The 24,940-nt window shown below is 34.4% G+C and carries 20 protein-coding genes; 5 read left to right on the forward strand and 15 right to left on the reverse strand.

The genetic code is table 11. The features are described 5' to 3' along the window. Positions 1 to 99: 99 nt before the first annotated feature. Both GWR14_RS17605 and GWR14_RS17610 read right to left on the reverse strand, forming a co-directional pair. Positions 100 to 804 carry a LytR/AlgR family response regulator transcription factor gene (locus tag GWR14_RS17605; protein ID WP_163410397.1) on the reverse strand — a complete coding sequence of 235 codons (705 nt, stop codon included), beginning with the start codon at positions 802 to 804 and terminating at the stop codon, positions 100 to 102. Beyond that, on the reverse strand, positions 801 to 1,865 hold the full coding sequence (locus GWR14_RS17610; RefSeq protein WP_223150983.1) for a sensor histidine kinase: 1,065 nt from the start codon (positions 1,863 to 1,865) through the stop codon (positions 801 to 803). The genes GWR14_RS17605 and GWR14_RS17610 overlap by 4 nt, the downstream gene beginning before the upstream one ends. Positions 1,866 to 2,060: 195 nt before the next feature. Here GWR14_RS17610 and GWR14_RS17615 point away from each other — a divergent pair, with 195 nt between their 5' ends. From GWR14_RS17615 to GWR14_RS17625, 3 genes are all read left to right on the forward strand, one after another. Next, positions 2,061 to 2,621: a Crp/Fnr family transcriptional regulator gene (locus tag GWR14_RS17615; protein WP_163410398.1), complete on the forward strand. Its 561-nt coding sequence runs from the start codon at positions 2,061 to 2,063 to the stop codon at positions 2,619 to 2,621. A 72-nt stretch (positions 2,622 to 2,693) separates the two neighbouring features. Next, a complete protein-coding gene (locus GWR14_RS17620; protein ID WP_163410399.1) occupies positions 2,694 to 3,020 on the forward strand; it encodes a DMT family transporter in 327 nt (108 codons plus the stop codon). A 330-nt stretch (positions 3,021 to 3,350) separates the two neighbouring features. Beyond that, the gene (locus tag GWR14_RS17625; protein WP_163410400.1) at positions 3,351 to 3,797 is read left to right on the forward strand and encodes a GNAT family N-acetyltransferase; all 447 of its coding nucleotides are present in this window, start codon (positions 3,351 to 3,353) and stop codon (positions 3,795 to 3,797) included. On the opposite strand, the gene GWR14_RS17630 is transcribed toward GWR14_RS17625, so the two are convergent. Further along, entirely contained in the window at positions 3,794 to 4,663 is an 870-nt protein-coding gene (locus GWR14_RS17630; RefSeq protein ID WP_163410401.1) for a LysR family transcriptional regulator, read from the reverse strand. The two genes, GWR14_RS17625 and GWR14_RS17630, sit on opposite strands and share 4 nt — an antisense overlap. Positions 4,664 to 4,726: 63 nt before the next feature. Between GWR14_RS17630 and GWR14_RS17635 the strand changes: the two genes are divergently transcribed. Beyond that, positions 4,727 to 5,248, forward strand: a complete 522-nt coding sequence (locus GWR14_RS17635) for a GNAT family N-acetyltransferase (protein WP_163410402.1) — start codon at positions 4,727 to 4,729, stop codon at positions 5,246 to 5,248. Between the two features lie 2 nt (positions 5,249 to 5,250). Beyond that, complete coding sequence (locus GWR14_RS17640) at positions 5,251 to 6,138, forward strand: DMT family transporter (protein WP_163410403.1); 888 nt, start codon at positions 5,251 to 5,253, stop codon at positions 6,136 to 6,138. A 44-nt stretch (positions 6,139 to 6,182) separates the two neighbouring features. Here GWR14_RS17640 and GWR14_RS17645 read toward each other — a convergent pair whose 3' ends face one another. The 12 genes from GWR14_RS17645 to GWR14_RS17700 form a co-directional block, all read right to left on the reverse strand. Continuing rightward, entirely contained in the window at positions 6,183 to 6,560 is a 378-nt protein-coding gene (locus tag GWR14_RS17645) for a helix-turn-helix transcriptional regulator (protein WP_163410404.1), read from the reverse strand. Between the two features lie 191 nt (positions 6,561 to 6,751). Beyond that, on the reverse strand, positions 6,752 to 7,309 hold the full coding sequence (locus GWR14_RS17650) for a Crp/Fnr family transcriptional regulator (protein ID WP_163410405.1): 558 nt from the start codon (positions 7,307 to 7,309) through the stop codon (positions 6,752 to 6,754). A 350-nt stretch (positions 7,310 to 7,659) separates the two neighbouring features. Then, entirely contained in the window at positions 7,660 to 8,640 is a 981-nt protein-coding gene (locus tag GWR14_RS17655) for a M20/M25/M40 family metallo-hydrolase (protein ID WP_246236344.1), read from the reverse strand. Positions 8,641 to 8,666: 26 nt separating this feature from the next. Then, the gene (locus GWR14_RS17660; protein ID WP_163410406.1) at positions 8,667 to 8,999 is read right to left on the reverse strand and encodes an L-rhamnose mutarotase; all 333 of its coding nucleotides are present in this window, start codon (positions 8,997 to 8,999) and stop codon (positions 8,667 to 8,669) included. Between the two features lie 5 nt (positions 9,000 to 9,004). Beyond that, complete coding sequence (locus GWR14_RS17665; protein WP_163410407.1) at positions 9,005 to 10,054, reverse strand: sialidase family protein; 1,050 nt, start codon at positions 10,052 to 10,054, stop codon at positions 9,005 to 9,007. A 94-nt stretch (positions 10,055 to 10,148) separates the two neighbouring features. After that, positions 10,149 to 11,480, reverse strand: a complete 1,332-nt coding sequence (locus GWR14_RS17670; protein ID WP_163410408.1) for a sugar MFS transporter — start codon at positions 11,478 to 11,480, stop codon at positions 10,149 to 10,151. A 142-nt stretch (positions 11,481 to 11,622) separates the two neighbouring features. Further along, complete coding sequence (locus GWR14_RS17675) at positions 11,623 to 13,191, reverse strand: SusD/RagB family nutrient-binding outer membrane lipoprotein (RefSeq protein WP_163410409.1); 1,569 nt, start codon at positions 13,189 to 13,191, stop codon at positions 11,623 to 11,625. Between the two features lie 11 nt (positions 13,192 to 13,202). Continuing rightward, on the reverse strand, positions 13,203 to 16,313 hold the full coding sequence (locus tag GWR14_RS17680) for a SusC/RagA family TonB-linked outer membrane protein (RefSeq protein ID WP_163410410.1): 3,111 nt from the start codon (positions 16,311 to 16,313) through the stop codon (positions 13,203 to 13,205). A 250-nt stretch (positions 16,314 to 16,563) separates the two neighbouring features. Next, positions 16,564 to 19,224, reverse strand: a complete 2,661-nt coding sequence (locus GWR14_RS17685; protein WP_163410411.1) for a glycoside hydrolase family 3 protein — start codon at positions 19,222 to 19,224, stop codon at positions 16,564 to 16,566. Positions 19,225 to 19,236: 12 nt separating this feature from the next. Further along, on the reverse strand, positions 19,237 to 21,477 hold the full coding sequence (locus GWR14_RS17690; protein ID WP_163410517.1) for a GH92 family glycosyl hydrolase: 2,241 nt from the start codon (positions 21,475 to 21,477) through the stop codon (positions 19,237 to 19,239). An 11-nt stretch (positions 21,478 to 21,488) separates the two neighbouring features. Then, positions 21,489 to 22,973: an alpha-L-fucosidase gene (locus GWR14_RS17695; RefSeq protein ID WP_163410412.1), complete on the reverse strand. Its 1,485-nt coding sequence runs from the start codon at positions 22,971 to 22,973 to the stop codon at positions 21,489 to 21,491. 36 nt (positions 22,974 to 23,009) lie between these two features. Further along, on the reverse strand, positions 23,010 to 24,863 hold the full coding sequence (locus GWR14_RS17700; protein ID WP_163410413.1) for a glycoside hydrolase family 35 protein: 1,854 nt from the start codon (positions 24,861 to 24,863) through the stop codon (positions 23,010 to 23,012). Between the last annotated feature and the right edge of the window lie 77 nt (positions 24,864 to 24,940).

Raw genomic sequence — 24,940 nt, forward strand, 5'->3', positions numbered from 1 at the left:
TATTTATAAAAAATAGAAGCCCTGAAACAATATGAAAACCAATAATTAATTATGTTTTCAATTGTCTTAAAAAAGATATTTTATGCAAAAAAAGTGTGTTTAAATTCCGTTACTGTTTTTAAACTTTACGGTCTGGCGTTTAGAAACCTTTAGCAATTGACCCGTTTTTAGTTTTATTTCCAGTCCGTCTTCGGTTGTATTTATTTCATCGATATATTTGATATTTACAATTTCTGTTCTGTTTATTCTAAAAAAAACTGCTTCGTCGAGAATCTCTTCCCATTGTCGGAGCGAACGTCTTTGTAATGCTTTTTTATCCTGAAAAAAAAGTCGTGTGTAATTTTCAACTGATTCAATTAAATAAATTTCATCCGCTTGTATAAAGAATCGTTTCTCACCATCTTTAATAAAAATTTTTCGGTCAGGCGCAATTGAATTAGACTTTACTTTAGCATTTCTTATTTTTTCAATTGCTTTTAAAAATCGTTCTTCCCGGATTGGCTTCATCAGATAATCCAGAGCATTGACCTCAAATGCCTGAACCGCATATTGATCGTATGCCGTAACAAAAAGTACTTCGGGTATATAATTCAATGATTCAAATAAATCAAAACCAGATTGTTCAGGCATCTGAATATCTAAAAAAATCAAATCGGGCAATTTTGTTTCAATCAATACTTTTGCATCGTCGGCATTTTCTGCTTCGCCAATTACGATAAAATCTTCATATTCCTGCAATGCCATTTTTAATTCTTCTCTTGCTGAACGCTCATCATCTACGATAATAACTTTTATTTTTTTCATCTTAATGGCAGTAAAATAGTTGCTAAAACCGTTTCATTTTCTAATTCTTTTATTTCAAAAAAAGCCGCTGAATTGTATTGCAACGCTAATCGTTCTTTGAGATTTACCAGTCCAATTCCGGAATTTTTAATTTCCTGACCTAATTTGCCTGAATTATGAACTGCAATTTTTAGAAAGCCTTCTTTTTCTTCTACGTTTACAGTAATAAATCCGCCATTTTTTCTTTTCTCGATTCCGTGTTTTATAGCATTTTCTACCAATAATTGAATGCTAAAAGGCAAAATCAAGTGACTTGATAAATCAACTTCAGCTTCGATTTTTACTTCGAGACGATCTTCAAATCTTATTTTTTCCAGTTCGAGATAATCCCTGACAAGATTGATTTCTTCGTCTAAAACTATCAGTTGTCCTTTTGAATTATCTAACGAATTTCGAAGCAATTCAGACAAAAGATCAATTGCACGCCGAGCTGATTTCGGATTTTCTAAAACCAGATATTTGATGTTATTTAGTGAATTAAAAAAGAAATGCGGATTAAGTTGTGTGCTAAGATTACGCAATTGAGCCTCTTTTACTATAAGCGACAATTGAGCGTTCTCTTTTACTGTTTGTATTTCCAGTCTTGAATAATGATAAAGATGATACGCCAGAATCCAAATTGACATAAGTCTCGTTCCTGTAATAAAAAGCTGCAATTGTACCGATTTGAAAAATACCAAAAAAGAAACTGCATTTTCTCCAAAAACAAACAAACGAATTATATAAAGCTTACTTGCTATCAAAAACATATATAAAACTGAAAGCACCAAAACACTCAAAATCAGTTTTGAAATCAGTTTTTTCAGATTCAATTTATGCCATCCTCTTTTTAAAGCAAAATTTCTGTAAAAATGAGTTAATCCAATTCCGATAGAGACATCAAGGATTAAATCTGCTATGCCCATTTTCCATAAAAAATGCCCCGTTAGAAAAGCAGCAATCCTCCAGTATAAAGAAGCTGTAATCCATCCAATTAGCTGAATTTTCCAATAGGTTGCTATTTTCTTTTTAAGTATCTTCAAAACAAAATCATTAATGTTTTAGTAAAGATATTTCTCTAATACAGATTGGACAAATAAAAGTACATGAAAGAAAAATTTTAGGGGATGAATGAAAAAATTAATCTCATAAAAAGTAAAATACAATATTTTTAATTGAAATTTTCTGTTCAAAGCTTCAACTATTATCTTTATTCCAAATTCATAAAAACTGAACGTATGGATATTTCCATTATTCTTTATCTCATATATAAACTTCCTGAACAGTCAAAATTGGCTTTGCAAAATAACGTCTCCGAAATTGCTTTCCAAAAAGGGCATATTTTACTAAAAGCCAACAAAATAGAATCGAATATTTATTTTATAAAAAAAGGATTGGTCAGAGCTTTTATTGAACGTGATAACGAAGTTACGTTTTGGTTTGGAAAAGAAGGCGAAACTGTTATTTCGATGAAAAGTTATGTCGAAGAACAGCCTGGATATGAGAGTATCGAACTTTTGGAAGACTGCGAATTGTACGAACTCAAAACCGAAAATCTCAAAAAACTCTTTAGCGAAGACGTTCATATCGCCAATTGGGGACGAAAATTTGCCGAAAAAGAATTAATAAAAACCGAAGAACGTCTCATTTCTAAACAATTCAAAAATGCTTCTGAACGTTATCTGGAATTAATGAAAGACCATCCTGAATTACTGCAAAGAATACAATTGGGACATATTGCTTCTTATTTAGGAATTACGCAAGTCAGTTTGAGCAGAATTAGAGGAGAATTAAAATAAATTCATTTTTTATCATTTGTTAAATTTTTTCTGCTTTTCATAAAGGAACTTTGCACCACAAAATTTAACTTTATGAACTGGATTATTTTAATCATTGCAGGCTTATTTGAAGTAGCCTTTGCATCGTGTCTTGGAAAAGCAAAAACAACCACAGGAACTGAAATGTATTATTGGTATATTGGATTTTTTATTTCTTTAACCGTTAGTATGCTATTATTAATGAAAGCAACTGAAACGCTTCCTCTTGGAACAGCCTATGCGGTATGGACAGGAATTGGCGCTGTCGGAACTGTATTGGTCGGAATCTTTGTTTTTAAAGAACCTGCGGCGTTTTGGAGATTGTTTTTCTTAGCGACTTTAGTTGGCTCTATAGTTGGTTTAAAGGCGGTTTCGCATTAAAATATATTTTTTTGTTTCAGGTTTCAAGTTTCACGTTACTCAACTTAACCTGAAAACTGATACTATTAAAATTGTTACACTCAACTTTGTCAAAGTTTCGAACTTTAACAAAGTTTTTTTGTTTTTAAACACATAGAAATTCTCCTCAATCTTGTCAGGAATGACAGATTCTTGGTGAATTTTGAGTTTCGATTTGGATTTTGGAATTTCAAATTTGGAATTTCAAAAACAAACTAATGCATTTTCAGCATCACATGATAAAAAAATAGCATTTTAAAACATTATTCCCTATCCTATCTTTGTCAAAAAATTAAAGCATAAAAATCAAAAATGACATTCACCCATTCCATTAAATCTTTTGACGAATTAACCAATCACGAATTGTATAATTTACTTCGATTAAGAAGTGACATTTTTGTGGTCGAACAAAACTGTGCGTATCTGGATTTAGACAATAAAGACCAAAAGAGTTTTCATCTTTTATATTATGTTGATAACGAACTGGCAGGTGTTACCCGTTTGCTTCCGGCTGGTTTATCCTATGATGAAATTTCTATTGGAAGAGTTGTAATTGCACGTTCTCACAGAGGATTAGGTTTAGGAAGAAAACTAATGGAAGCTTCATTAGAAGGCTGTGAAGAAAAATTTGGGAAAGCTCCGATTCGAATCAGTGCGCAATATCATTTATTAAAATTTTATCAGTCACTCGGATTTATAGAACAAGGCGAAGTTTACGATGAAGACGGAATTCCGCATATTGAAATGCTTCGGGCTTAACTTTTAGGAATAATAAATTTTAAAACATTGGCCAGCACCGGATTATGGTCTTCTGTTCTCCAATTGATATATAAATCAGTTTCTAAAGGCAATTTGATAAATCGGATTCCGGGAATTTCATGAAAAAGATACGAATCAGGCAAAATCGCAATTCCGAGTCCTTTTCGAACCAAAGCAATAATTGCAGATCCAAATTCAGAATGAAGATATACCTCCGGAGCATTTTCTAAAGAATTGAATAATCTCTGAATAAGATCGCTGTAACTGCTTCCTTCATCATTGGTTGGTAAAATAAACTTTTGAGAAGCAAGTGTTTCTTTGGTCAGGTCTTCAGGAGTCTGGTACGGATGATCCTCAGGAACTACAATTGCCAAATGGTCTGTATGGATTTTTTGAGATTGAATGTCTTTAGCGTTATTGATATCTCTGGTAATTGCCAGGTCGATTTTATAATTACGGAGAAAATCCTGTTGATTCTCATAAAGAACCTGAACCAATTTGATTTTAAGTTTCGGAAAAGAATCAGAAATACGGGATAAAATATCAGGCATGATAGAAGCCGAAATAGAATCGGGATGAGAAATGGTAATCGTACCGCTCTCTCCTAATTGAATCTGGCGGGCAGATTGATGAATAAATTCGAGTTTATTCAGTTCGACTTCCCATTTTTCTTTTAGGAATTGACCGGCAGCAGTAAGTTTGACATTTCGTTTGTTACGTTCAAACAACTGAACACCTAGATGATTCTCAAGTGACTGAATCTGACGACTAAGTGCTGATTGCGTAATATTCATTTTTCCGGCAGTATTCCAGAAATGAAGTTCACGGGCCAGAGCCAAAAAATATTTAATCTGCTGTAAATCCATTGATGCAATTTACGCATTTATTAAAGACAAAAAATAGCTTTTAACGCATTAAAGAAATAAAAAATGAATCCTTTAAAAATAACCAAAGCAACAATTGACGATGTTTTAAAAATTCAATTAATTGGTAAACAAACTTTTGAAGAAACTTTTTCAGATGTAAACAGCGAAGAAAACATGAAAAAATATCTCGAAGAAAGTTTTGCAACATCAAAACTAATTGCTGAATTGAACAATTCTTCTTCCTATTTTTATTTAGCTGTTTTAGACGAAAAAGTCGTTGGTTACCTAAAATTGAATACAGCGAATGCTCAAACTGAAAAGGAAGATTTAAATGCATTAGAGATTGAACGCATTTATGTAGCTAAAGAATTTCACGGCAAAAAAGTCGCACAGGCATTATACACACAGGCAGAAATAATTGCTGAAGAAATTAAAGCAACTTATATGTGGCTGGGCGTTTGGGAAAAGAATTTCAGAGCTGTAAGTTTCTATACCAAAAACGGTTTTGTACAATTTGACACGCATATCTTCAGATTAGGTAACGACGAACAAACTGATTTAATGATGAAAAAAGTATTGCTTTAAAAATGGAAAGAAAACAGCTTTTATTAATTCTGCTTATCATTGGTACAGCTTTTTGGGGAATTTCTTATTCGGTTACCAAAATGGCTATTGGAAATTATTCTCCTAATACCTTTTTATTTTATCGTTTTCTGCTGGCTGTAATTGTATTGAGCATGATTTTTTGGAAATATGTCAAAAACACCAATCGGGAAGATGTTAAAACAGGTGCAATATTAGCTGTGCCGATGTTTTTAGGGATCCAGCTGCAAACCGTTGGGCTTAAATATACAGATGCTTCACAATGTTCTTTTATTGCCGGTTTGACCGTTATCATTATTCCGTTACTAAAATTAGCAATTTACAGAACCAATACCTCTTTAAAAATCTGGATTGCTGCTTTGACTGCTTTAACAGGTTTATTTATTATTGCTATACAAGATAAATTCACTATCAATCTTGGCGATTTATTTACTATTGCCGGGGCTTTTGGTTTTGCCGTTTACTTAATTTCAGTTGAAAAACATTCCGCTTCAAAAAACCTTTTGTATTCAATTGTTCCAATGTTTGCGTTTTGTGCCTTGTTTACTTTTGGTCTGGCACTTACAGACAATACATCAGAATGGTTTCCTAAAAATCATACTTTTTGGTTAGGCGTAATTTACTGTGCTTTGTTCTCGACGGCTTATATGTACACCGTTTCCAACATTTCCCAGCGTTATTTATCTGCAGAACGTGTGGCTGTTATTTATTTGTTTGAACCTGTTTTTGGTGCTATTGGTGCTTTTTTTATTCTGGGTGAAAATCTTTCATGGAGATTACTTCTGGGCGGAAGCCTCATTTTTGCAGCAACTATTATTTCTGAAGTAAATTTTAGAAGTAAAAAAATAAGCATGTTCAGAAAGAGTGTTTAATCCTTGTCCTTTGCTGCATCTCATTTTTTGAATTATACCATTAATTATAGCGTACCAAATTTATTTTTGTAGAGTTTTAATTCTGAATCTGTTTTATTTAGTAATAATTCCAGAAGTATTACTTTGTCTTCATATAATTTTATTAAGACGTTATTATTATCAAAATTAATCTCCGCTTTACCCTTTAAATCTTTAACTTTTTTTAAATAAATTTTGGTATCGAAACTAATTATATCCTGAATATTACAATCAAATATATGTGCTATTTTTTCTAATTTTCCTAAACTTAAATCTGTTTTTCCTTTTTCGATCTTACTATAGCCGGCCTGAGTTATTCCCATTTCTTCGGCCATATAATCCTGAGTATAATTTCTTAACTCTCTGATAATTTTGATGTTATTTTTTATAGTGTATGCTGTCATGAGAGTTAAAATATAATTAGTTAAAATACAATATGATCATTTTTGTCTTATAATCCGATCTATGGAAATCGTTTAAAGACATTGAAATGGTTGAATTTTATCTTCGTTAATGGAGTTTCTTTTAATACTAAAGCAAAGAAAAAGTTTAAAAATATTTTAATTGATAACATTTGTTATCGGTTTTTTTGCAGCTATTTTAATCTGCTTAAATGAACAGAAGTAATATTAAGATAAGATGCTATATAATGCTGCGGTATACGCTGAAGTATTTTAGGAAATTTTTTATTCATAGTATTATATCTTTCTAAAGGAGTCTGACCGTAGAGTGCTTTTATTTTATCATTAATCATAAAAAAATAATCCTCAGCTATTAATCTTCCCAGTCTTTCTCCATATCTAAGTTTTGTATATATACTCTCATGCATTTCCAGAGAGATTGTAATAACAATTGTATCTTCTAATGCCTGAATAGCGTAATGAGAAGGAGTGCGTTTTAAAAAGCTTTCGTAATCAGTTGCAAAGGTATTTTCTGTTGAAAAATGAAATGTTTTTTCATTTCCACGTTGATCTATAAAATAAGTCCTGAGCAGTCCTTTTACCACAAAATAAATGTTTTTGCAGACCGTATTTTGAAAAAGAACAATTTCTTTCTTGTTAATAGTATCAATTTTAAGCATTTGAGAACAATGCTCCCATTCAGCTTCATCAAGCTCTATATAGTTCAAAATTAATTCACGTATACTTTCCATATTATAATCCATATATACTGTATTCTCAGATTTCTTTTCAAAAATAATACGGTAGAATAATATAATTTATTATGGTGATTTAATAAAAATTTGAAATCTGTAATTGAATATCCTACAGCTCCTCTCCTGTCAAATTGCTTAATAAAATTGGGACCGGATTTAGAAATAATCCACTTATAAAACTTGTCAGTCAATAAGAAACTTAAAATAACTCTTCATTCCCAAAACAAGAAAGTTTTCAAAATCTATCATTTTGAAAACTTAACTCTAATAGTAGCAAACTGTATGTAAAAAAATCAAGCCATTTAGTTAAAGCCTTTACTCATCATACCTGTCTTTCTTTACTTTTGTCAATCCTGGTTAATGAAATATAAAGTCATTGGATCATTTGCAATTGCCAATAAAACATTATAAATATATTTTGCCACCAATGCTCCTCCTTCACTATTAATTAAATCGATATCATCCTCCGGAGTATGGTATTGCGGATGACCTCCTGTGTGAAATCCAACAGCAGCTATTGAAGACTTGTAAAACGACACATGATCTGATCCTCCCACTTCACCTGCGTGTACAACCGGGTTAAGACCACTGTTAATTCCTAATTTTTTCATTAATTCAACACCTCCAGGAAAAGTCCCGGCACCTCCCATGTAAAGTTGTTTCTCCTGGTTTAATCTCCCTACCATATCCATATTCAGCATTACCTTTATGGCATTTTTATCAACCGGTAAATGATTAACAAAATATTTTGATCCTAATAGTCCTTCTTCTTCTCCACTGAAAGAAATAAAAATGATGCTTCTTTTAGGTCTGATCTTCGTTACTGTTAATTTTTCCAATATGCACAGCAAAGCCGAAACCCCGGATGCATTATCATCTGCCCCGTTATGAATTGCTGTAACCTCTTTCTTTTTACTGCCTGAGTTTTGTCCGCCCCATCCCCAATGATCATAATGAGCTCCTATTACTATATACTCATTTTTAAGTTTTTCATCGGAGCCTTCAAGATATCCTAAAACATTCTGAGTCGAAACACTATCGGATTTCATCTTGTTTATTCCGTCTTTCACAAAAAGCGTAAAAGGCTGATAATAACTGTTATCAAATTTTTTCAAACCGTACTTCTTAAAATACTTTTTGATATAAGCCGCAGCTTCATTATTTCCTTTGGTTCCCGGAAAACGCCCTTCTAATTTATCTGAAGAAAGGTATTTATCATGTTTATAGAATGTTTCCGCCACACTATTTTTTTGGGCATTTGCAGCAATACCTAAAAATAATATACTATTGAGGATGATCTTAATTTGTATACACTTAAAAAATTTCATAATTAAATTATTTGATAAAGGAAAGACTATTTGAGTTCGAAAATCTTATCCATTAAAATCCACTTTTCTCCGGGTTTGGCTTGAGGAAGTGCTTTTTGAAATTTCCACATTAAAGTTTCCCATTCCTGAACTTTTGGATTTTCTGCATCCTTTTTTTCTTTTATTTCGAATGAAAAATCAGAATTGGCCTCAATAATCATAAACAAGCGGTCAGCAACATTATAAATCTCAAGATTGATAATTCCTGAATCTAAAATGCTTTTCTGTATTTCGGGCCAGACGTTTTTATGAAATTCGATATATTCGGCAATTAAATCCGGGTCATTTTTTAGATCTAAGGCAAGGCAGAATTTTTGCATCTTTTTTATTTTAAATCAAAAGTTGTGTGTTTAATAAATTTACGATTATAAGTATATAAAATATGTACTTTTTTATCTGAGGTCTGAATAATGGCAGGATAACTGAATTCTCCTTCCTTTTGGTTTTCTAAATCAAACAATTTCTTCCAGTTTACACCATCTTTTGAATATTCTACATCGAGTACATTTCTTCCGTTAAACCAGTCTTTCCCCATTTTCAAAGGATTATTTACCAATAAGAATGATTTATTCGATAAAGTTACTGCATCTACTCCCGAATTCGAATTGACAACGTTTATACTATCCGTTTTCTGCCAGGTTTTGCCATTATCCTCAGACCAGCTTGAAATTAATTTATTGTGCCTGCTTCTTGATAAAATCTGAATCTCTTTATCTGAATGAATTAAAAACGTTGGTTGAATGATATCGAAATTTTTCTTATCATTAATATCAGTTATTGTCCAGCTATCTGTTGCTTCAGTATAAGTTTCTATGAATACTCTCCACTTATTATCATCAATACTTTCGGTACTGCTTCCGCATAAAATAACACCCGGAGCAGTTTCAACTGGTTTATTTCGAATTGGTCCTAATATGCCTTTTGGAAGGTATTTTGCCTGACTCCAGGTGTTTCCGTTATCTTTAGAAACTATCATGGCTCCAAACCATTCTCTCGGATTTTTTCCAACTTTATAAAACAAATATAAATTTTGAGCTTTACTTTTAAATAAAACCGGATTCCAGCAAGGCAGCGTATCCCCATCCTTAATTAATGGCTCAATAATTTTTTTAGGCGCTGACCATTTTTTTTCTTTATAGGAAGAAATATAAATACTAACATCTTTTGCGCCTTCATATTTTCCGCCAAACCATGCAGCCAAAAGAGTGTTAGGATCTGTTTCGACCAATGTTGAAGCATGGCTTGCTGCTGTAACAGGATTTTCTGCAATGTAATTTTGAGTGATATTAACTGCTTTTGTTTGTGCTTTCAATCCGTTAGCGGCAAAAAAAATCGCCAATAGAAATGTTATAGTATATTTTGTTTTTGATATCATTTAATTCTTTTTTTAATTTTTAGATGAAAGAAGCAAGATGATAGACCTAATTAAAATCTTATTTCTTGCTTCCTTCGTCTAATACATCTTAAGTCTAACTATTCTTCAAACCGACTTTGTGACCAGAAATAGCATAGTAAAGGATAATAATGTAACAAGGAAGTAAAATCCAATAACCTGCTGTAGAAGCTTCTGCTGTTGCCAGAGTTTCATTTAATCCCTGTCCTACTAAATCGGCTTTATTTAAATCTACAAATTTTCCATATAATGGAGGAATTACAGCTCCTCCGGAAATTGCCATAATCAGCAATGCTGAAGCGGTCTTTGTAAACCTGCCTAAGCCTTTTAAGGTTAAAGGCCAAATTGCCGGCCAAACCAAAGCATTTGCAATTCCTAATCCTGCAACAAAAAGAATAGAAATAAATCCTGAAGAAAATACAATACATAATGAAAGTATAATCCCTAAAACTGCACTCGCTTTCAGCGCAAGAGCCTGGCTAATATATTTCGGAATTAAAACTACTCCGAGTCCATACGTTATTACCATTGCTAATAGTGTGAAAGTTGTAAAAAACTTAGCATCTGTAGCAGGAAAACCTAAGGCTATACCGTATGCAATAATTGTATCACCCGCAATTACCTCAACTCCTACATACATAAAGAGCGTTAAAACGCCAAGCCATAAATGCGGAAACTGAAAAATACTGGTTTTGGTAGTCTGTCCTTCTTTGGTTTCTTTTATTGGTTCTGCCTCTACATTTGGCAAAGGTGCTTTACGAATTAAAACCCCCAACACAAACAGAATTACTGCCATTGTGATATAAGGCGCTACAACACTATCGGCCATTGTATTTAATAATGCTGTTTTTTCTGTTTCATTTACTACGCTTAATTTTGCCTGTATTTCATCTATCCCTGATAATAAAATGGAGCCAAAAATTAGTGAGCCTAAAGCACCGGCAATTTTATTACAGATTCCCATAATTGAAATTCTTTTTGCAGCACTTTCGATTGGTCCTAAAATAGTAATATAAGGATTAGAAGCTGTTTGCAATAAAGTCATTCCTGCTCCCTGAATAAAAATTCCTGTCAGAAACATCCAGTATGTTCTGGCTTCTGCCGCTGGAATAAAGATTAAAGCTCCAAATCCCATGATAAACAATCCTAGAGACATTCCTTTTTTATATCCAATCTTTGCTAAAACATAAGATGAAGGAAGTGCCATTACGACAAAAGAAATATAAGACGCTGATGCTACTAATAGTGACTGTGCTGATGTAAGCTCGTTTATGGTTTTCATAAACGGAATCAAGGCTCCGTTAATCCATGTTACAAATCCAAAAATAAAGAACAGACTTGCTATAATTATTATCGGAATTAAGGTTGGTTTACTTTGTGAGATTTTTGTGGTATTTGAATTAAGCATTTTTTATTTATTTAATATTTTGAATGATTTATTAAAATGGAAAATCATCATAATTGCTAATGTACCTATAAAACAAAAGGAGAGTTTCCTCTCCTTTTGAATTTTAAGTAAAGATTATATGACTCTTTACTCTACTAAATAATTATTTTGTATCCCACCAAACTCTCGTGGCTCCGGTATCAGGACCTCCAAGAAGTGTTATTGCATTAGCAACAGCTGCTGCATTGGTACTATATTCATCAGGTAAATATGTTAAACGTCTCATTACCCCTTTACCAATTGTAGGATCTAAAGTCGTGATCAATGGATACAATATAGCCGCATCTGTTCTGCGTAAATCAGACCATGCTTCCCATGATTCCGGGAAAAGTCCCAAATATTTTTGAACCGCAATTTGCTTCTTTTGATCACTTGCACTGGCTGCCCAGGCTACAGGCACATTAACCGGAGGTGTAGGATCTGAGTACATACTACCGAATGTTGGTACAGCACCAGTTGTAGTACCTGCTATATAAGCATTGATAGCAGTATTATCTGTAACACCCCACTGCTGCATTGATAAACGAATACCATCTTCATAAAGAGTTTTTGCTGCTCCCGACATATTCCAACCCAACAAAACTCCTTCTGAACGGCTAAAATTAGATTCTGAAGCCATCATTACTTCTATATTTTTTGTAACGTTATCAGAAAATGTAGTTACTTGATTTGTTCCGCTCAAATCTTTGCTCCAGGATATCGATGTTCCAATTCCGTTTGGAAGGCCAACATACTGACCTACATAAGCAGAAGTATTATCAGTAACAGGAGAAAACCAGATTTGCATTCTTGGATCATTATATCCTTTAAGCATACTTTCCATATCAGCTGTCATACAAAACCCCCAATATTTCATAATATCAACAAAATTATTATAAGTATCTTTAGTTACTTTATAATAAGCACTATCATCATTTGACTGCATAACACCTGCCGCTACAGCAGCTTCTGCCTGAATTTTTGCTCTTGAAGCATCTTTATCTGAAATTCTTAAAGCTAAACGCAGTCTTAATGAATTAGCAAATTTTCTCCATTTTTCAACATTTCCACTGTATATAGCATCATAATCTTTAAATACACCAACGGTAGTCTGCGATGTAGTACTCAAAGTTGTGTTAGCAGCTTCTAAAAGTTTGAAAAAATCAGCATACATGTCTTCCTGTGAATCATAAGCTACCGTTGAACCTCCAATTCCAGCCTGAGAATAAGGAACCGGTCCCCATTCATCTGTAAATCTATGAAACATATATACTTTCCAGATATCTAAAATAGCTGTAGCTTCTGCATTGCCATTAGCAGCTTTATAACTATTTAGCAAAGATGGAACCGCCAGAGTATAAAATCTCAACCAGCCTCTGCTTCTCCATCCATCATTGATTCCGTTAACATCAGTAGCAGCCCCGCCTGTATAACCCATATAATGTGTAAAAATCATTGAATGTAATGCTGTTGCCAGTCCATATGTTCCATAATCATCACCAGGAAGACTCCATGAAGCATTTCCTATTCCTTTATATAAGGCATTTGCGAAGGCAGGCCCTGCCATAGTAGCATCTAACTGATCAGATGTAAGCGTATTTGGATTTGTATTAGTTTCATCAAAATCCGAAGTACATCCTGTTATCTGAAACAGAAAAACGATTGCAAAAAATTTGATTATATTATTTTTCATGTTTTATTTTTTTAAAAGTTGAATTTCGCATTAAATCCAAAATCTCTGGTAGTTGGAATATTGTAAGATTCTATTCCCTGAAGGTTTCCAACACTTACACCTTGTTCCGGATCAAAGTATTTAGCTTTATTAACAAAGAAAAACAGGTTTCTTCCAACGATAGATAAATCAATACCTGTAAATGGAGAATTTCTTAGTAATTTACTTGGTAATGAATACCCTAAAACTACTTCTCTCAATCTGATATTTGTTGCATCGTAAACAAAGTCTTCTGCAGATCTAGGGTCTCTGCTTGCAACTTGTGTCCAATAATTTTCAGCTGTAATTGATGTTGTATTTGGCGAATAAGTACCATTTCCGTTATCAACAACTCCATCAACTACAAAACCATCTCTTCCGTTCAGGGTAATATCACTTACTCCTGCTCCGGTCATTCTTGCCTGAGAATAAGAAATTACATTACCGCCAATACGAAAATCAACCAGGAAACTAAGACTAAAATCTTTGTATTTGAATTTATTTTGCAAACCGGCAGTCCAGTCAGGGTTAAAATTCCCGGCAAGAACACTAAATCCTGAAGTAAACAATGGTAAACCGGTCGTTCCATCAACAATAATTTGTCCGTCAGCATTACGCTGGTAACCACGAATATACAAATCCCCATAATCACCTCCTTTTTTTACAATAGTTTGTGCCAATCTTTCGTAACCTGTAGCAAGATTTAGTTCCGTTCGATCTTCAAAAATACTCAAAACTTTAGTTCTGTAAGTAGCGAAGTTAGCAGTTGCATCCCATGAAAACTTATTACCTTCTACAATATTAGCATTTAAAACTACCTCAATACCTTTGTTTTGAATTTCTCCACCATTTACTACCTGTTTATCAAAACCTGATGATGGAGGTAAATTGATTGTAAAAATCTGATCTTTTGTATTGGTTTGGAACCAAGTGAAATCTAAACCAATTTTATTATTGAAAAGACGTGTATTCACACCAAACTCCATAGAAGAAGAAATTTCCGGTTTAAGATTAGGGTTACTAAGTAAAGTAGAAGATTGTACTACTCCTCCGTTAAAACCATAATAACTAAGCTGATCAGCTAAAAGATATGGGTTTGTATCATTTCCTACCTGTGCATAAGACCCTCTTACTTTTAAGAATGAAAGAACATCAGATTTAATATCAACCATATCCGTAATTATCCCCGTTAGACCAACAGAAGGATAGAAGAAAGATCTGTTGTCTGCAGGTAAAGCAGATGACCAGTCATTACGAGCTGTAAGATCTAAATATAAATAATCTTTATAAGAAAGCTGTGACGATCCGTACAATGAATTAATTTTCTTTTTACTATAATCAGGAGTAACCGTAGTTGACTGAAGGTTAGTAAGTGTAAAAAAGTTTCTTTTGGTTAAAGTCCCTCCACTGCTTAATCCCTCACGTTTTTGAACTAAAGCATTTCCTCCGGCATTAACATTTAATTTAAAATCTCCGAATTGTTTTTTATAAGCCAAAAGGAAATCAGTATTTAATTCTGTATTATCTGAAATTGACTCAGAATAGCTGCCGTAATCCTGATTAAGTATTGCAACTGATGCATAACGGGCAACTTTAGCTTTGTTTGTAGCCTGATCGATACCAGTTCTTACCATTAAACTTAAGTCTTTTGTAATGTCATAAGTTAATGACGTAAAAGCAATAATTCTGTTTCTTTCGTCTGCTCTTAAATTTCTTTTAGCAAGCCAGAAAGGATTTGCTCCAAGAGTACTTAAACTATTATCACCATTAATATAATTATATCTTATTTGTCCTGCATCATCAATATATTCGAAATCTTTATACTGATCATAACGTAAATTTCTTGGCATAGTATAAAGTGCTTCACCAATCCCTCCTTCACCTGCACCTACTGCATTTTCAATTTTTTGAGTGATGTAATTTACTTTAGTATCTAATTTAAACTTATCAGTCAGATTACTTGTTAATCGCAAATTAAAATTATGTCTTTTCAAATCATTCCCCATTACAATACCTTTAGCATCTGTACTTGTATAAGAGAAATACCCCTGGGTTTTATCATTTCCCATTGATGCTGTCAGGTTATTTGATAAACTGTAACCTGTCTTAAAAAAATCTGTTGCATTATTTGGCTGTGGAGTAAATGCATAAGTAGCAGGTCCTGCGTAATTAGGATTATCCACAAGCTGCCATGCTGCAACTTGCTGTCCTTCCATTTTAGGTCCCCAACTGTTTACAGAAGCAGCATTATAAACTCCTCCATTCCCCTGACCGTATACATCTTGCTGATTTAATAAATTATATGCAGAAGAAGCCATAAAGTTTGAAGATACAGAAATATTAGCTTTACCATTCTTAGATCCTTTTTTAGTAGTAATAACAATAACTCCATTACTTGCACGTGAACCGTATAATGCTGCGGCAGAAGGACCTTTCAATACGTTCATAGATTCAATATCCTCCGGATTAATGTTTGAGATACCATCAAAGCTGGTTGTTCCTCCAATATCTGTAGCAGGCGAAGTAACAGTATTATCCATAGGGATACCATCAATTACAAATAGTGGCTGGTTATTTCCTGTAAGTGATCGGTTACCTCTAAGCGTAATTCTGGAAGAACCACCTACTCCGGTACCAGTAGTAGAGAAATTAAGACCAGCAACTTTACCAGAAAGGGAGTTTGCTACATTCAGTGATCTCGCCTGAGAAAGCTCCTGGGTAGAAACTGTCTGAGCTGAATAACTTAAAGACTTTTTCTCTCTTTTAATCCCCAAAGCAGTTACTACTACTTCAGATAATTGTTGATTGCTGGCACCTAAGGTAACATTAATAGTCGTTAATCCTCCAACAGGCACTTCTTTAGTAGCACTACCTACATAAGTAAATACCAAAATTGCTGATTGATTTGGAACCGTGATACTGTATTTTCCATCAAAGTCTGATGATGTACTACTTTTTGTTCCTTTAACAACAACATTTGCTCCCGGGATTGGCATTCCGCTCGCGTCTGTGATTGTTCCCGTTACTGCTGACGTTTGAGCCTGAAGGTTCTGAAACCCAAACAGGAAAAACAAGAACAGTAATTTTAGTACGTTTTGATTCATAGTTTAATTGTTTTTTGAGTTAATAACATGTTAAATTTAGGAATCCGTTTCGTTAACAAAATATAATTTCGACAAATGACCATTTTGAAAAGGTGTTGGGGAATTTTTTATTCATTCCCCCTTGTTTTACTATTAAATTCCTTACTTTTTCATACTGACACATTATATATACCTACGTTTTACCAGTTTATTAAACAAATCCAAAAAAAAACACTTAAAAAGCTACACATCTTATACTCCAATAGTTTCTTTAGTTCGAAACTTTGAATGTAGTCTTTAGCAAATCAGTAGAGTTTCCTCCTACCATCACTTCAAAATCTCCTGGCTCAACAACTCTTTTCATCTGACGGTTCCAAAGTGACAGTTCATCAGCAGTAAGAGTGAATGCTACAGTTTTAGTCTCACCTTTTTTAATATTCAATCTTTTGAAACCTTTTAACGTTTTTTCTGGTGTCGTTGTGCTGCTGTAAACATCATTAATGTACAATTGCACCACTTCGTCTCCGTCTCTGTCTCCGACGTTTTTAACATCTACAGAAACTTTAACTTCTCCGTTTGGTTTAATTTCAGTTGTATTCAGTTTTAAATTAGAATACTCAAACTTCGTATAACTCAATCCGTAACCGAATGAATATAACGGGTGTTCGCTTTCTGCTACATATTTATGGATTGCAGATGGTTTTTGATTATAATATATAGGTAACTGCCCAACCGATTTTGGAACTGTAATTGGTAATCTTCCTCCTGGGTTGTAATCACCAAATAAAACATCAGCAACTGCTCTGCCTCCTAATTCTCCTGGGAACCATCCTTCAAGTACGGCTGGAATGTTTTCAGCAATCCAATTGGTAGATAGCGGACGACCGTTTAATAACACACAAACTACTGGAGTTCCTGTTTTTTGAATTTCTTCAATTAATTGCTGTTGTATTCCGAATAAGTCTAAAGAAGCCACATCTCTGTTTTCTTCTACTAATTCGTTCGATTCTCCTAAAACTACAATCGCAACATCTGCTTTTTTAGCGGCTTCGATTGCTGGCTGTAAGTTTACTTTTTCTAAATTCCAACGGAAATGAGCTCTGGCACCCCAGCCTCCTTCCCACATTTCAATGCGGACTTTGTATTTTTTACCTTTTTCGATATTTTTAGGAGTCGTCACCATACTTGTCGCTCCTTTTGTCCAGTTGTCGATAACCAATTGGTCATCGATGTACATTCTGATTCCGTCATCTGAACTTAAACCTAACCAACCGTCTAATGCTTGTTCTGATTTTAAGAATCCTGTCCATCTGATAGAAAAATCATCAACATTCACTCCATCACCAGGTGCCCAAGGCCAGTCAAACTCTAACTGACTGTCGATACGAGTCAATGCCGGAGTTCCCTCTAGATTTCTGTTGTTGAAATATTCTCCTTTTAATCCGTTTTGAGATTCGTCTGGTGTGAATAAATATTTAGATGGAATAATCTGTCCTTTTACGATCAATGGAACTCCTTCTTCATAAACTACATTAGCAGTTTTACCAACCAATTCTTTAACTCCTTCATAAACCGTCATTCCGACACTGTTTTTTGGAGCATATCCTCCTAATCTTGAAGCATTTGCATTTGGTCCGATAACCGCAATATTTTTCAAGTTTTTACTTAATGGTAACGTATTATTGTCGTTTTTCAATAAAACCATCGATTTTTGAGCCGCTTCTAGAGCAACCTGCTGATTTTCTGGAGTATGAAAACGCTCTTTAATCAGATTTTTTTCTGTGTATGGATTTTCAAATAATCCTAATAAGAATTTTAAACGTAAAACTGCTCCCGCTGCACGGTCGATATTTTCCGTTGTTAATTTCTTTTCATTTACTAATTCAATGACAGTACTTTGCCAAAATTCGTTTGAAAAATCATAGAATTGCATATCAACACCCGCTGAAACCGCTTCTCTAATAGCATCTTTTGGAGAATCAGCCACTTTGTGAGTGGTCTGAATGTATTTAATAGCTCCCAAATCTGAAACTACAAGTCCTTTAAATCCCCATTCTTTTCTCAAAACATCTGTCAATAACCAATGATTGGCTGCACAAGGAATTCCGTCTAACTCAGAATACGCACACATCGTTCCTAAAGCACCGCCTTTTCTAAATGCTTTTTCAAATGATGGCAGGTGATCTTCTCTTGCAGAACGTTCTCCAACTAAAATAGGTGAAGAATTTCCTCCTGCCTGCGGAATACCATGAACAGCAAAGTGTTTTGGTTCTGCAATAATCGAACGATCTGATTTTAAATCGTCTCCCTGCAATCCTTTAATAAAAGCCAAACCAATTTCGCTGTTTAAGAAAGCATCTTCACCAAAAGTTTCCGCAACACGTCCCCATCTTGGCTCGCGTCCTAAATCTAAATTGGGTCCAAAACCAAAATGAACTCCATGTGCTCTGGCTTCCATACCAATAACTTTACCTACTTTGTCCATTGTAGCAACATCCCAAGTTGCGCCAAGACCAATATTCATTGGAAAAGCCGTACTTCCTTCGTCTAAATAACCGTGAAGCATTTCACACATAATCAAAGCGGGAATTCCCCAGCGGTTTCCTTTGATTACATTGGTTTGCAAATCATTAATCATTTTCGCCGAACGCGGATAAAGGTCATGAATCGCTCCAATTCCTAATTTCCCGATTTTTTCAGCCGATTTAGCTTTAGCAAAATCTTCTTTATCTTTAAAAAAATCTCCTCTGTACATATCCATCTGACGCACTTTTTCTTCAAGCGTCATACGGCTTAACAAGTCTTGAACTCTTTCTTCTACTGGTAATTTGGCATCCTGATACGGATACTTTTTCTGGGCGTGGGTCTGGTTTAAAAAACCAACAGCCATTACAAAAATAATGGCCGTTTTTCTCATTCTTAATTGTAACATAGTTGTGTGTGTTTAGTTTTGAATCACTTTAAGTTTTGTTCCATTCACAAAATCTTCATGTGAAATAAAAAAGCTGTTAAGTGTTTTTCCGTTTAGCTCAATCGAATTGATTTTTCCACCATTATTTTCCTGTCTTTCAATTACGATGCTTTCATTTTTATAATATCTTGGATCTAATTTGATCGTTATTCTATGAAACATTGGTGTCGTAATCGTATAAATCGGATCTCCCGGAGATATTGGATAAACTCCCATCATCGAATACACTAACCAAGCCGACATTGTTCCCGTATCATCATTTCCTGGTAATCCTTTTGGTTCATTTTTGAAATATTCGTGAACCAATTTCTTTACCATTTCCTGAGCTTTGTATTCTTCACCTTTCACATAATTGAATAAATACGGGTTGGCAATGTCTGGTTCGTTTGCCATATCAAATTGTTTGATATCAAAAATTTTCTGCAATTGTGCCGAAAATGCTTGATCACCGCCCATTAATTTCTTCAATCCGTTAATGTCGTGAGGAACCATGAAATTATACTGCCACGCATTTCCTTCGATAAAACCAACATTTTCTTCAAAATTAGCTCCAGACGCAGGATCAAATGGCTCGTACCATTTTCCGTCAGCCGTTCTTGGACGAAGCAGATTGAAGTTTTTGTCAAATAATTTTCGGTAGGATAAAGAGCGTTCTTTAAAACGTTTCACATTGGCTTTATCCCCGAATTCGTTGGCCATAAGCGAAATTGCATAGTCTGAAATATTGTATTCCTGCGTCGTCGAAACCGGTCCTTTATTGTCTGTTGTCAAATAGCCTTTTTTGATATAATCTTTCAATCCCGGACGAAGCGGATTATTTTCAACATTATCTGCTCCTTTCAACATCGCATAATACGCTTTCGGAACATCAAAATCGCGAATCCCTCTCATGTACGTATCTGTAATTACAATACTTGCAGGATCTCCCACCATGGTAAAAGTCTCTGTCGAATTCAATTCCCATTTGGGTAACCAGCCGTTTTCATCGAACATGTCAAGCATACTTTTTACCATATCAGATTGCTGCTTTGGATACACCAATGACATCAACTGATGTAAATTTCTATACGTATCCCATAATGAAAATACGGTATAACGGGTACCTTTGGTTTTACCAATCTTAGTTCTTTTGATTACTGGATACTCTCCGTTTACATCATTTAAAATATTTGGATGAATCAAAGTGTGATATAAAGCCGTGTAGAAAATCGTGTTCTCGTCTTTTGTACCGCCTTCAACTGTAATTTTAGAAAGTTCTTCGTTCCATTCGTTGTATGTTTCTTTGTAAACTGCATCAAAGGATTTTGTTCCAACTTCTTTGTCTAAGTTTTCTCTAGCATTTGCGATACTTACGTATGAAATACCAATTTTAACTTCAACGGTTTCTTCTTTATCAAATTTATAGGTAAAATAACTTCCAATACTATCGCCAACAACGGTTTTGATGGTATTATCCATCATTCTGGCTTTTCCGTTGTACCCCATCCACTGTGCTTCTACACCATTGTATTTGGCAGGCTTTTTCCAAACTCCGAATTTATTGGCTGGTTTAGAAAATTTAGCTACGAAATATACCGGATAAGCATCTTCTGGACTATTATAACAAAAAGAGCCAACAGAACGCATTCCTTCAATTTCTGTAGAAGAAACTACTTTTACCATTGCTCCTTCCTCATTAGTTAATCCTAAACCAAGATTTAGCAAAATATTAGACTGCCCTTTCGGGAAAGTGAATTTGCTCACTCCAACTCGTTTTGAAGCAGTGAATTCTCCTTTTACTTTGTACTTGTCAATATTTACGCTGTAATACGCTGCTTTTGCTACTTCGTTAGAATAAGTAGAACCGTATTTCAAATGATCGATTTCTACATTTCCAGTTGTTGGCATTAGTAAAATAACACCTAATTCTGGACAGCCTACACCGCTTAAATTCACCTGACTAAATCCTGTCAAAAAGGTATTCTCATTCACATACGGATTCGAAAGCCATTGGCTGTCTTTTTCCATTGGCGTATTTTTTACTCCCGCCACGTTAAACGGACTAATACTTGCCATACCGCGCGGTGCAATTGGTCCAGGATAAGCCGCTCCATAATTGGAAGTCCCAATAAACGGATTGACAAAATCGGCAGGTTCCTGCGCAAAAATAGTAATGCTAAAAAACAGCATGTAAAAAATACATGCTGTTTGAATTTTATTTGTATTTAAAACCATAGGTTTCATTCTTATCTGTTGATCGCTTCGATTTTTAAAGTCCACGCTTCTTTTGCAGGAAGATTGTTTCTTAAGCTTTCTGGAATTACTACTTTAAATCCGTTTCCTTCTTTTGTCCATTTTAAAGAAGTTTTAGAACCTAACATTGTAATTTTTGTTCCTTTTTTAGGGCTGATCGATTTTACTGTAACTTCTGCAGGAATTTTATCTTCTCCTTTTTGGGCTAAATAAAATGCGAATACATTTCCTTCTTTATTTTGTGTAAAACAAATGTTTTCTTCTTTGTAAGGTTCGATTGGTTTTGTGTTGTAAATCGCTGTGCTGTTTACTTTCATCCAGTCACCATAAGCCTGTAATAAATCGTAAGCCCCTTTATCCCATTCTCCTTCTGGACTTGGCGCAACGTTTAATAATAAGTTACCGCCTTTAGCAACAATATCAATCAACATGTGAATACCTTCTCTTCCAGTCATGTAAGTCGCTCCCGGAGAATAAGACCATCCACCGCCAGCTGGAATACATGATTCCCAAGGATAAGGCAATGTTTTAGCAGGAACACGCCCTTCTGGAGTTAAGTAGTTTTGATTTTTACCGTGAACGGCTCTATCAACCACAATTAAACCTGGTTGCTTTTGACGCGCTTTGATTACCAATTCATCCATTTTTGGATCTTGATCTACCACTCTGTGTTTAATGAAACCGTTTTTAGATTCGTTTTCAGTAAATTTCTCGTCGTAGTTTTCTTTGATGTTCACTTGGTCTCTTTTTCTAACCCATCCACCATCTAACCATAAAATATCAACTTTACCGTAGTTGGTTAAGATTTCTAAGATTTGGTTGTGTGTGAAATCAACATATTTCTGCCATTTTTCTGGGTATAAAGCTGGATCGTAGTTTACGTTTCTGTCGAATGGAGGAAAATAAGGATCCCAGTAGTTTTCGTTATGCCAGTCTGGTTTAGAGAAATAAGCTCCAGTTGAAATGCCTTCTCCTCTAAAAGAGTTGAAAATTTCTTTTAAAACATCTGCTTTAGGATTCGTATGAAAAGGAACATCTTTACTCGTGATTTTGTAATCAGAATATTTAGTATCATACATATTGAAACCGTCATGGTGTTTTGTAGTGAAAACCATGTATTTCATTCCCGCATATTTAGCCGCTTTAGCCCATTTTGCAGGATCAAATTTTACAGGATTAAAAGTTTTTCTTAATCCTTCGTAATCTTTAATATAATCATTATAATTAGATGGATTGCTTCCTTTTTTACGTTCACACCATCCATAATCTTCAGGGCAGATAGACCAAGACTCTACAATTCCCCATTGGCTGTAAGTTCCCCAGTGCATCAGCAGACCAAATTTTTTGCCTTGCCATTCGTCTAAGTTTTTTAATACTGCCGGATCTGTTTCTGGTACGTATCTTTCATCTTCGTAAATGGCCTGAGAGAACATTTGTACCGAAAATAAAAGGGCGATCATGAATATTCCTTTTTTCATCTTTACTCTAATTTATAATTTATTGTTTTTTGTTTTTTAGTTTAATTTATCAAGTATCGGCTGATCTGTAAAAGTTAATTCTGTTTGAGTATTTTCATTAAGCTGCTCCAATACAACAAAATTGTTTACACCTTTGTTCAACCAACAACCTGGTACATAAAGCGTTTTCTGTGGTCCAACTTTCCAGTAGCGGCCAAGATTGTGTCCGTTAACAAATACAATTCCTTTTCCCCAATTGGTCATATCAAGAAAAGTATCGGCTGGTTTATCGATATTTACTGCAGCTTCATATAAACCTGGACGCCCAGGTTTTATCGTTTCATTTTTAATAGCAGGAACTTCACTCATCGGCATTTTATACATTTCCCATCCACCACTAATTTCATATTCATTAATGAACACTGGAGAAATAATTCCTTTCGTATTATGTACTATTTCGGCTCCGTAATTAATACGTCCCATATTTTCAACCAAAATTTCTAAAATACCGTTAAACGGAATAGAAACGGTCAATTCGTAATTTTTGAAAACTCTATTCAACTCACCCACCTTAACTCCATTTACATAAACGGTAGCAAAGTCTCTCAATCCCTCAATCTTCAACTTGCCAGAAGAAATTGGCTGCGTAAATCGTTTACGATATAAAACATATCCATGTCCCTGACCTAATTTCTCAAAAGTTAAAGGCTGGTCATTTACAACTGCTTTTTCTTTTTTGATCCAGCTTAAAACATCCATACTCGATTTAATAGGCTGATTAGGGTATTTTGTAACTGGTATTTTCTCTGGAATCGGTGCTAATTTGGTTTTAGAATACTTTTGCATTACATCACGAATAGCCATGAATTTTGGTGTTGCCCAACCTGCTTCGCTAATAGGAGCATCATAATCATAGCTTGTAATATCCGGCTGAATATCACTTTCTTCATTATAATTTGCACCCGAAGTAAATCCAAAATTAGTACCGCCGTGTACCATATAATAATTAAAAGAAACACCTGCATCCAAGTACTTTTTAGTTTGACTTGCAATCTCCTCAGATCCAATTTTAATAAATGGTTCTGCCCAATGATCCAGCCAGCCAGAATAAAACTCTGCCACCATGTAAGGTCCTTGTCCTTTATGGAATTTATCCACCTGCTTTTTTAAGTTTTCTATATTTGATTCTCCATTTGCAGTTGGAAACACGCCATCAACAGCACCACCTTCAAACAACCAAGTACCATCAGACGTAAAAAAAGGCTCTGGGAATCCTGTTTCTTTAAGCATGTTGTAAATCGCAGTTTTGTATGCTTTATGATCCTCAGCATTAATATCGGTTCTTTGAGAAACATACGAACCAAATTCATTTTCAGCCTGAACCATAATAATTGGACCTCCCTGGTTAGCAAAATTTCCTTTTACCACTGCGTACAAATGTTCCAGATACGTTTTGCAAGCTTCTAAAAAGGCTTTGTTATTGGTACGAATTACCAAATCTTTATTATTTTGTAACCACCAAGGGTAGCCTCCAAATTCCCATTCACCACATGCATACGGACCTGGTCTAAGAATTACATATAGTCCTTCACTTTTAGCAACACGTAAAAACTCAGCTAAATCTCTATTTCCCGTTTTAAAATCCCATACCCCTGGCTCAACTTCATGATAGTTCCAAAACACATAGGTAGCCACAGTATTCATTCCCATTGCTTTAAGCATTTGCAGTCTATGTCTCCAATATTCTTTTGGAATACGTTCATAGTGCATTTCACCCGAATGTATTTTTATAATTTTCCCATCTTGCTTAAATTCTCCATTAGATATAGAAAATCCTTTTGTTTGAGCCTTTGTGAAAAATGGCATCAAACAAATCAATAATACTCCGAGCTTAAATAATGTCTTATTCATTTTTTTTCAGATTATGCATTTATAAACTTAAAATGACAAACTTGACTTTAAAGCTTTGTCAAAGTTTAAAACTTTGA

The organism is Flavobacterium ajazii (assembly GCF_010614725.1).
Lineage (GTDB): Bacteria > Bacteroidota > Bacteroidia > Flavobacteriales > Flavobacteriaceae > Flavobacterium > Flavobacterium ajazii.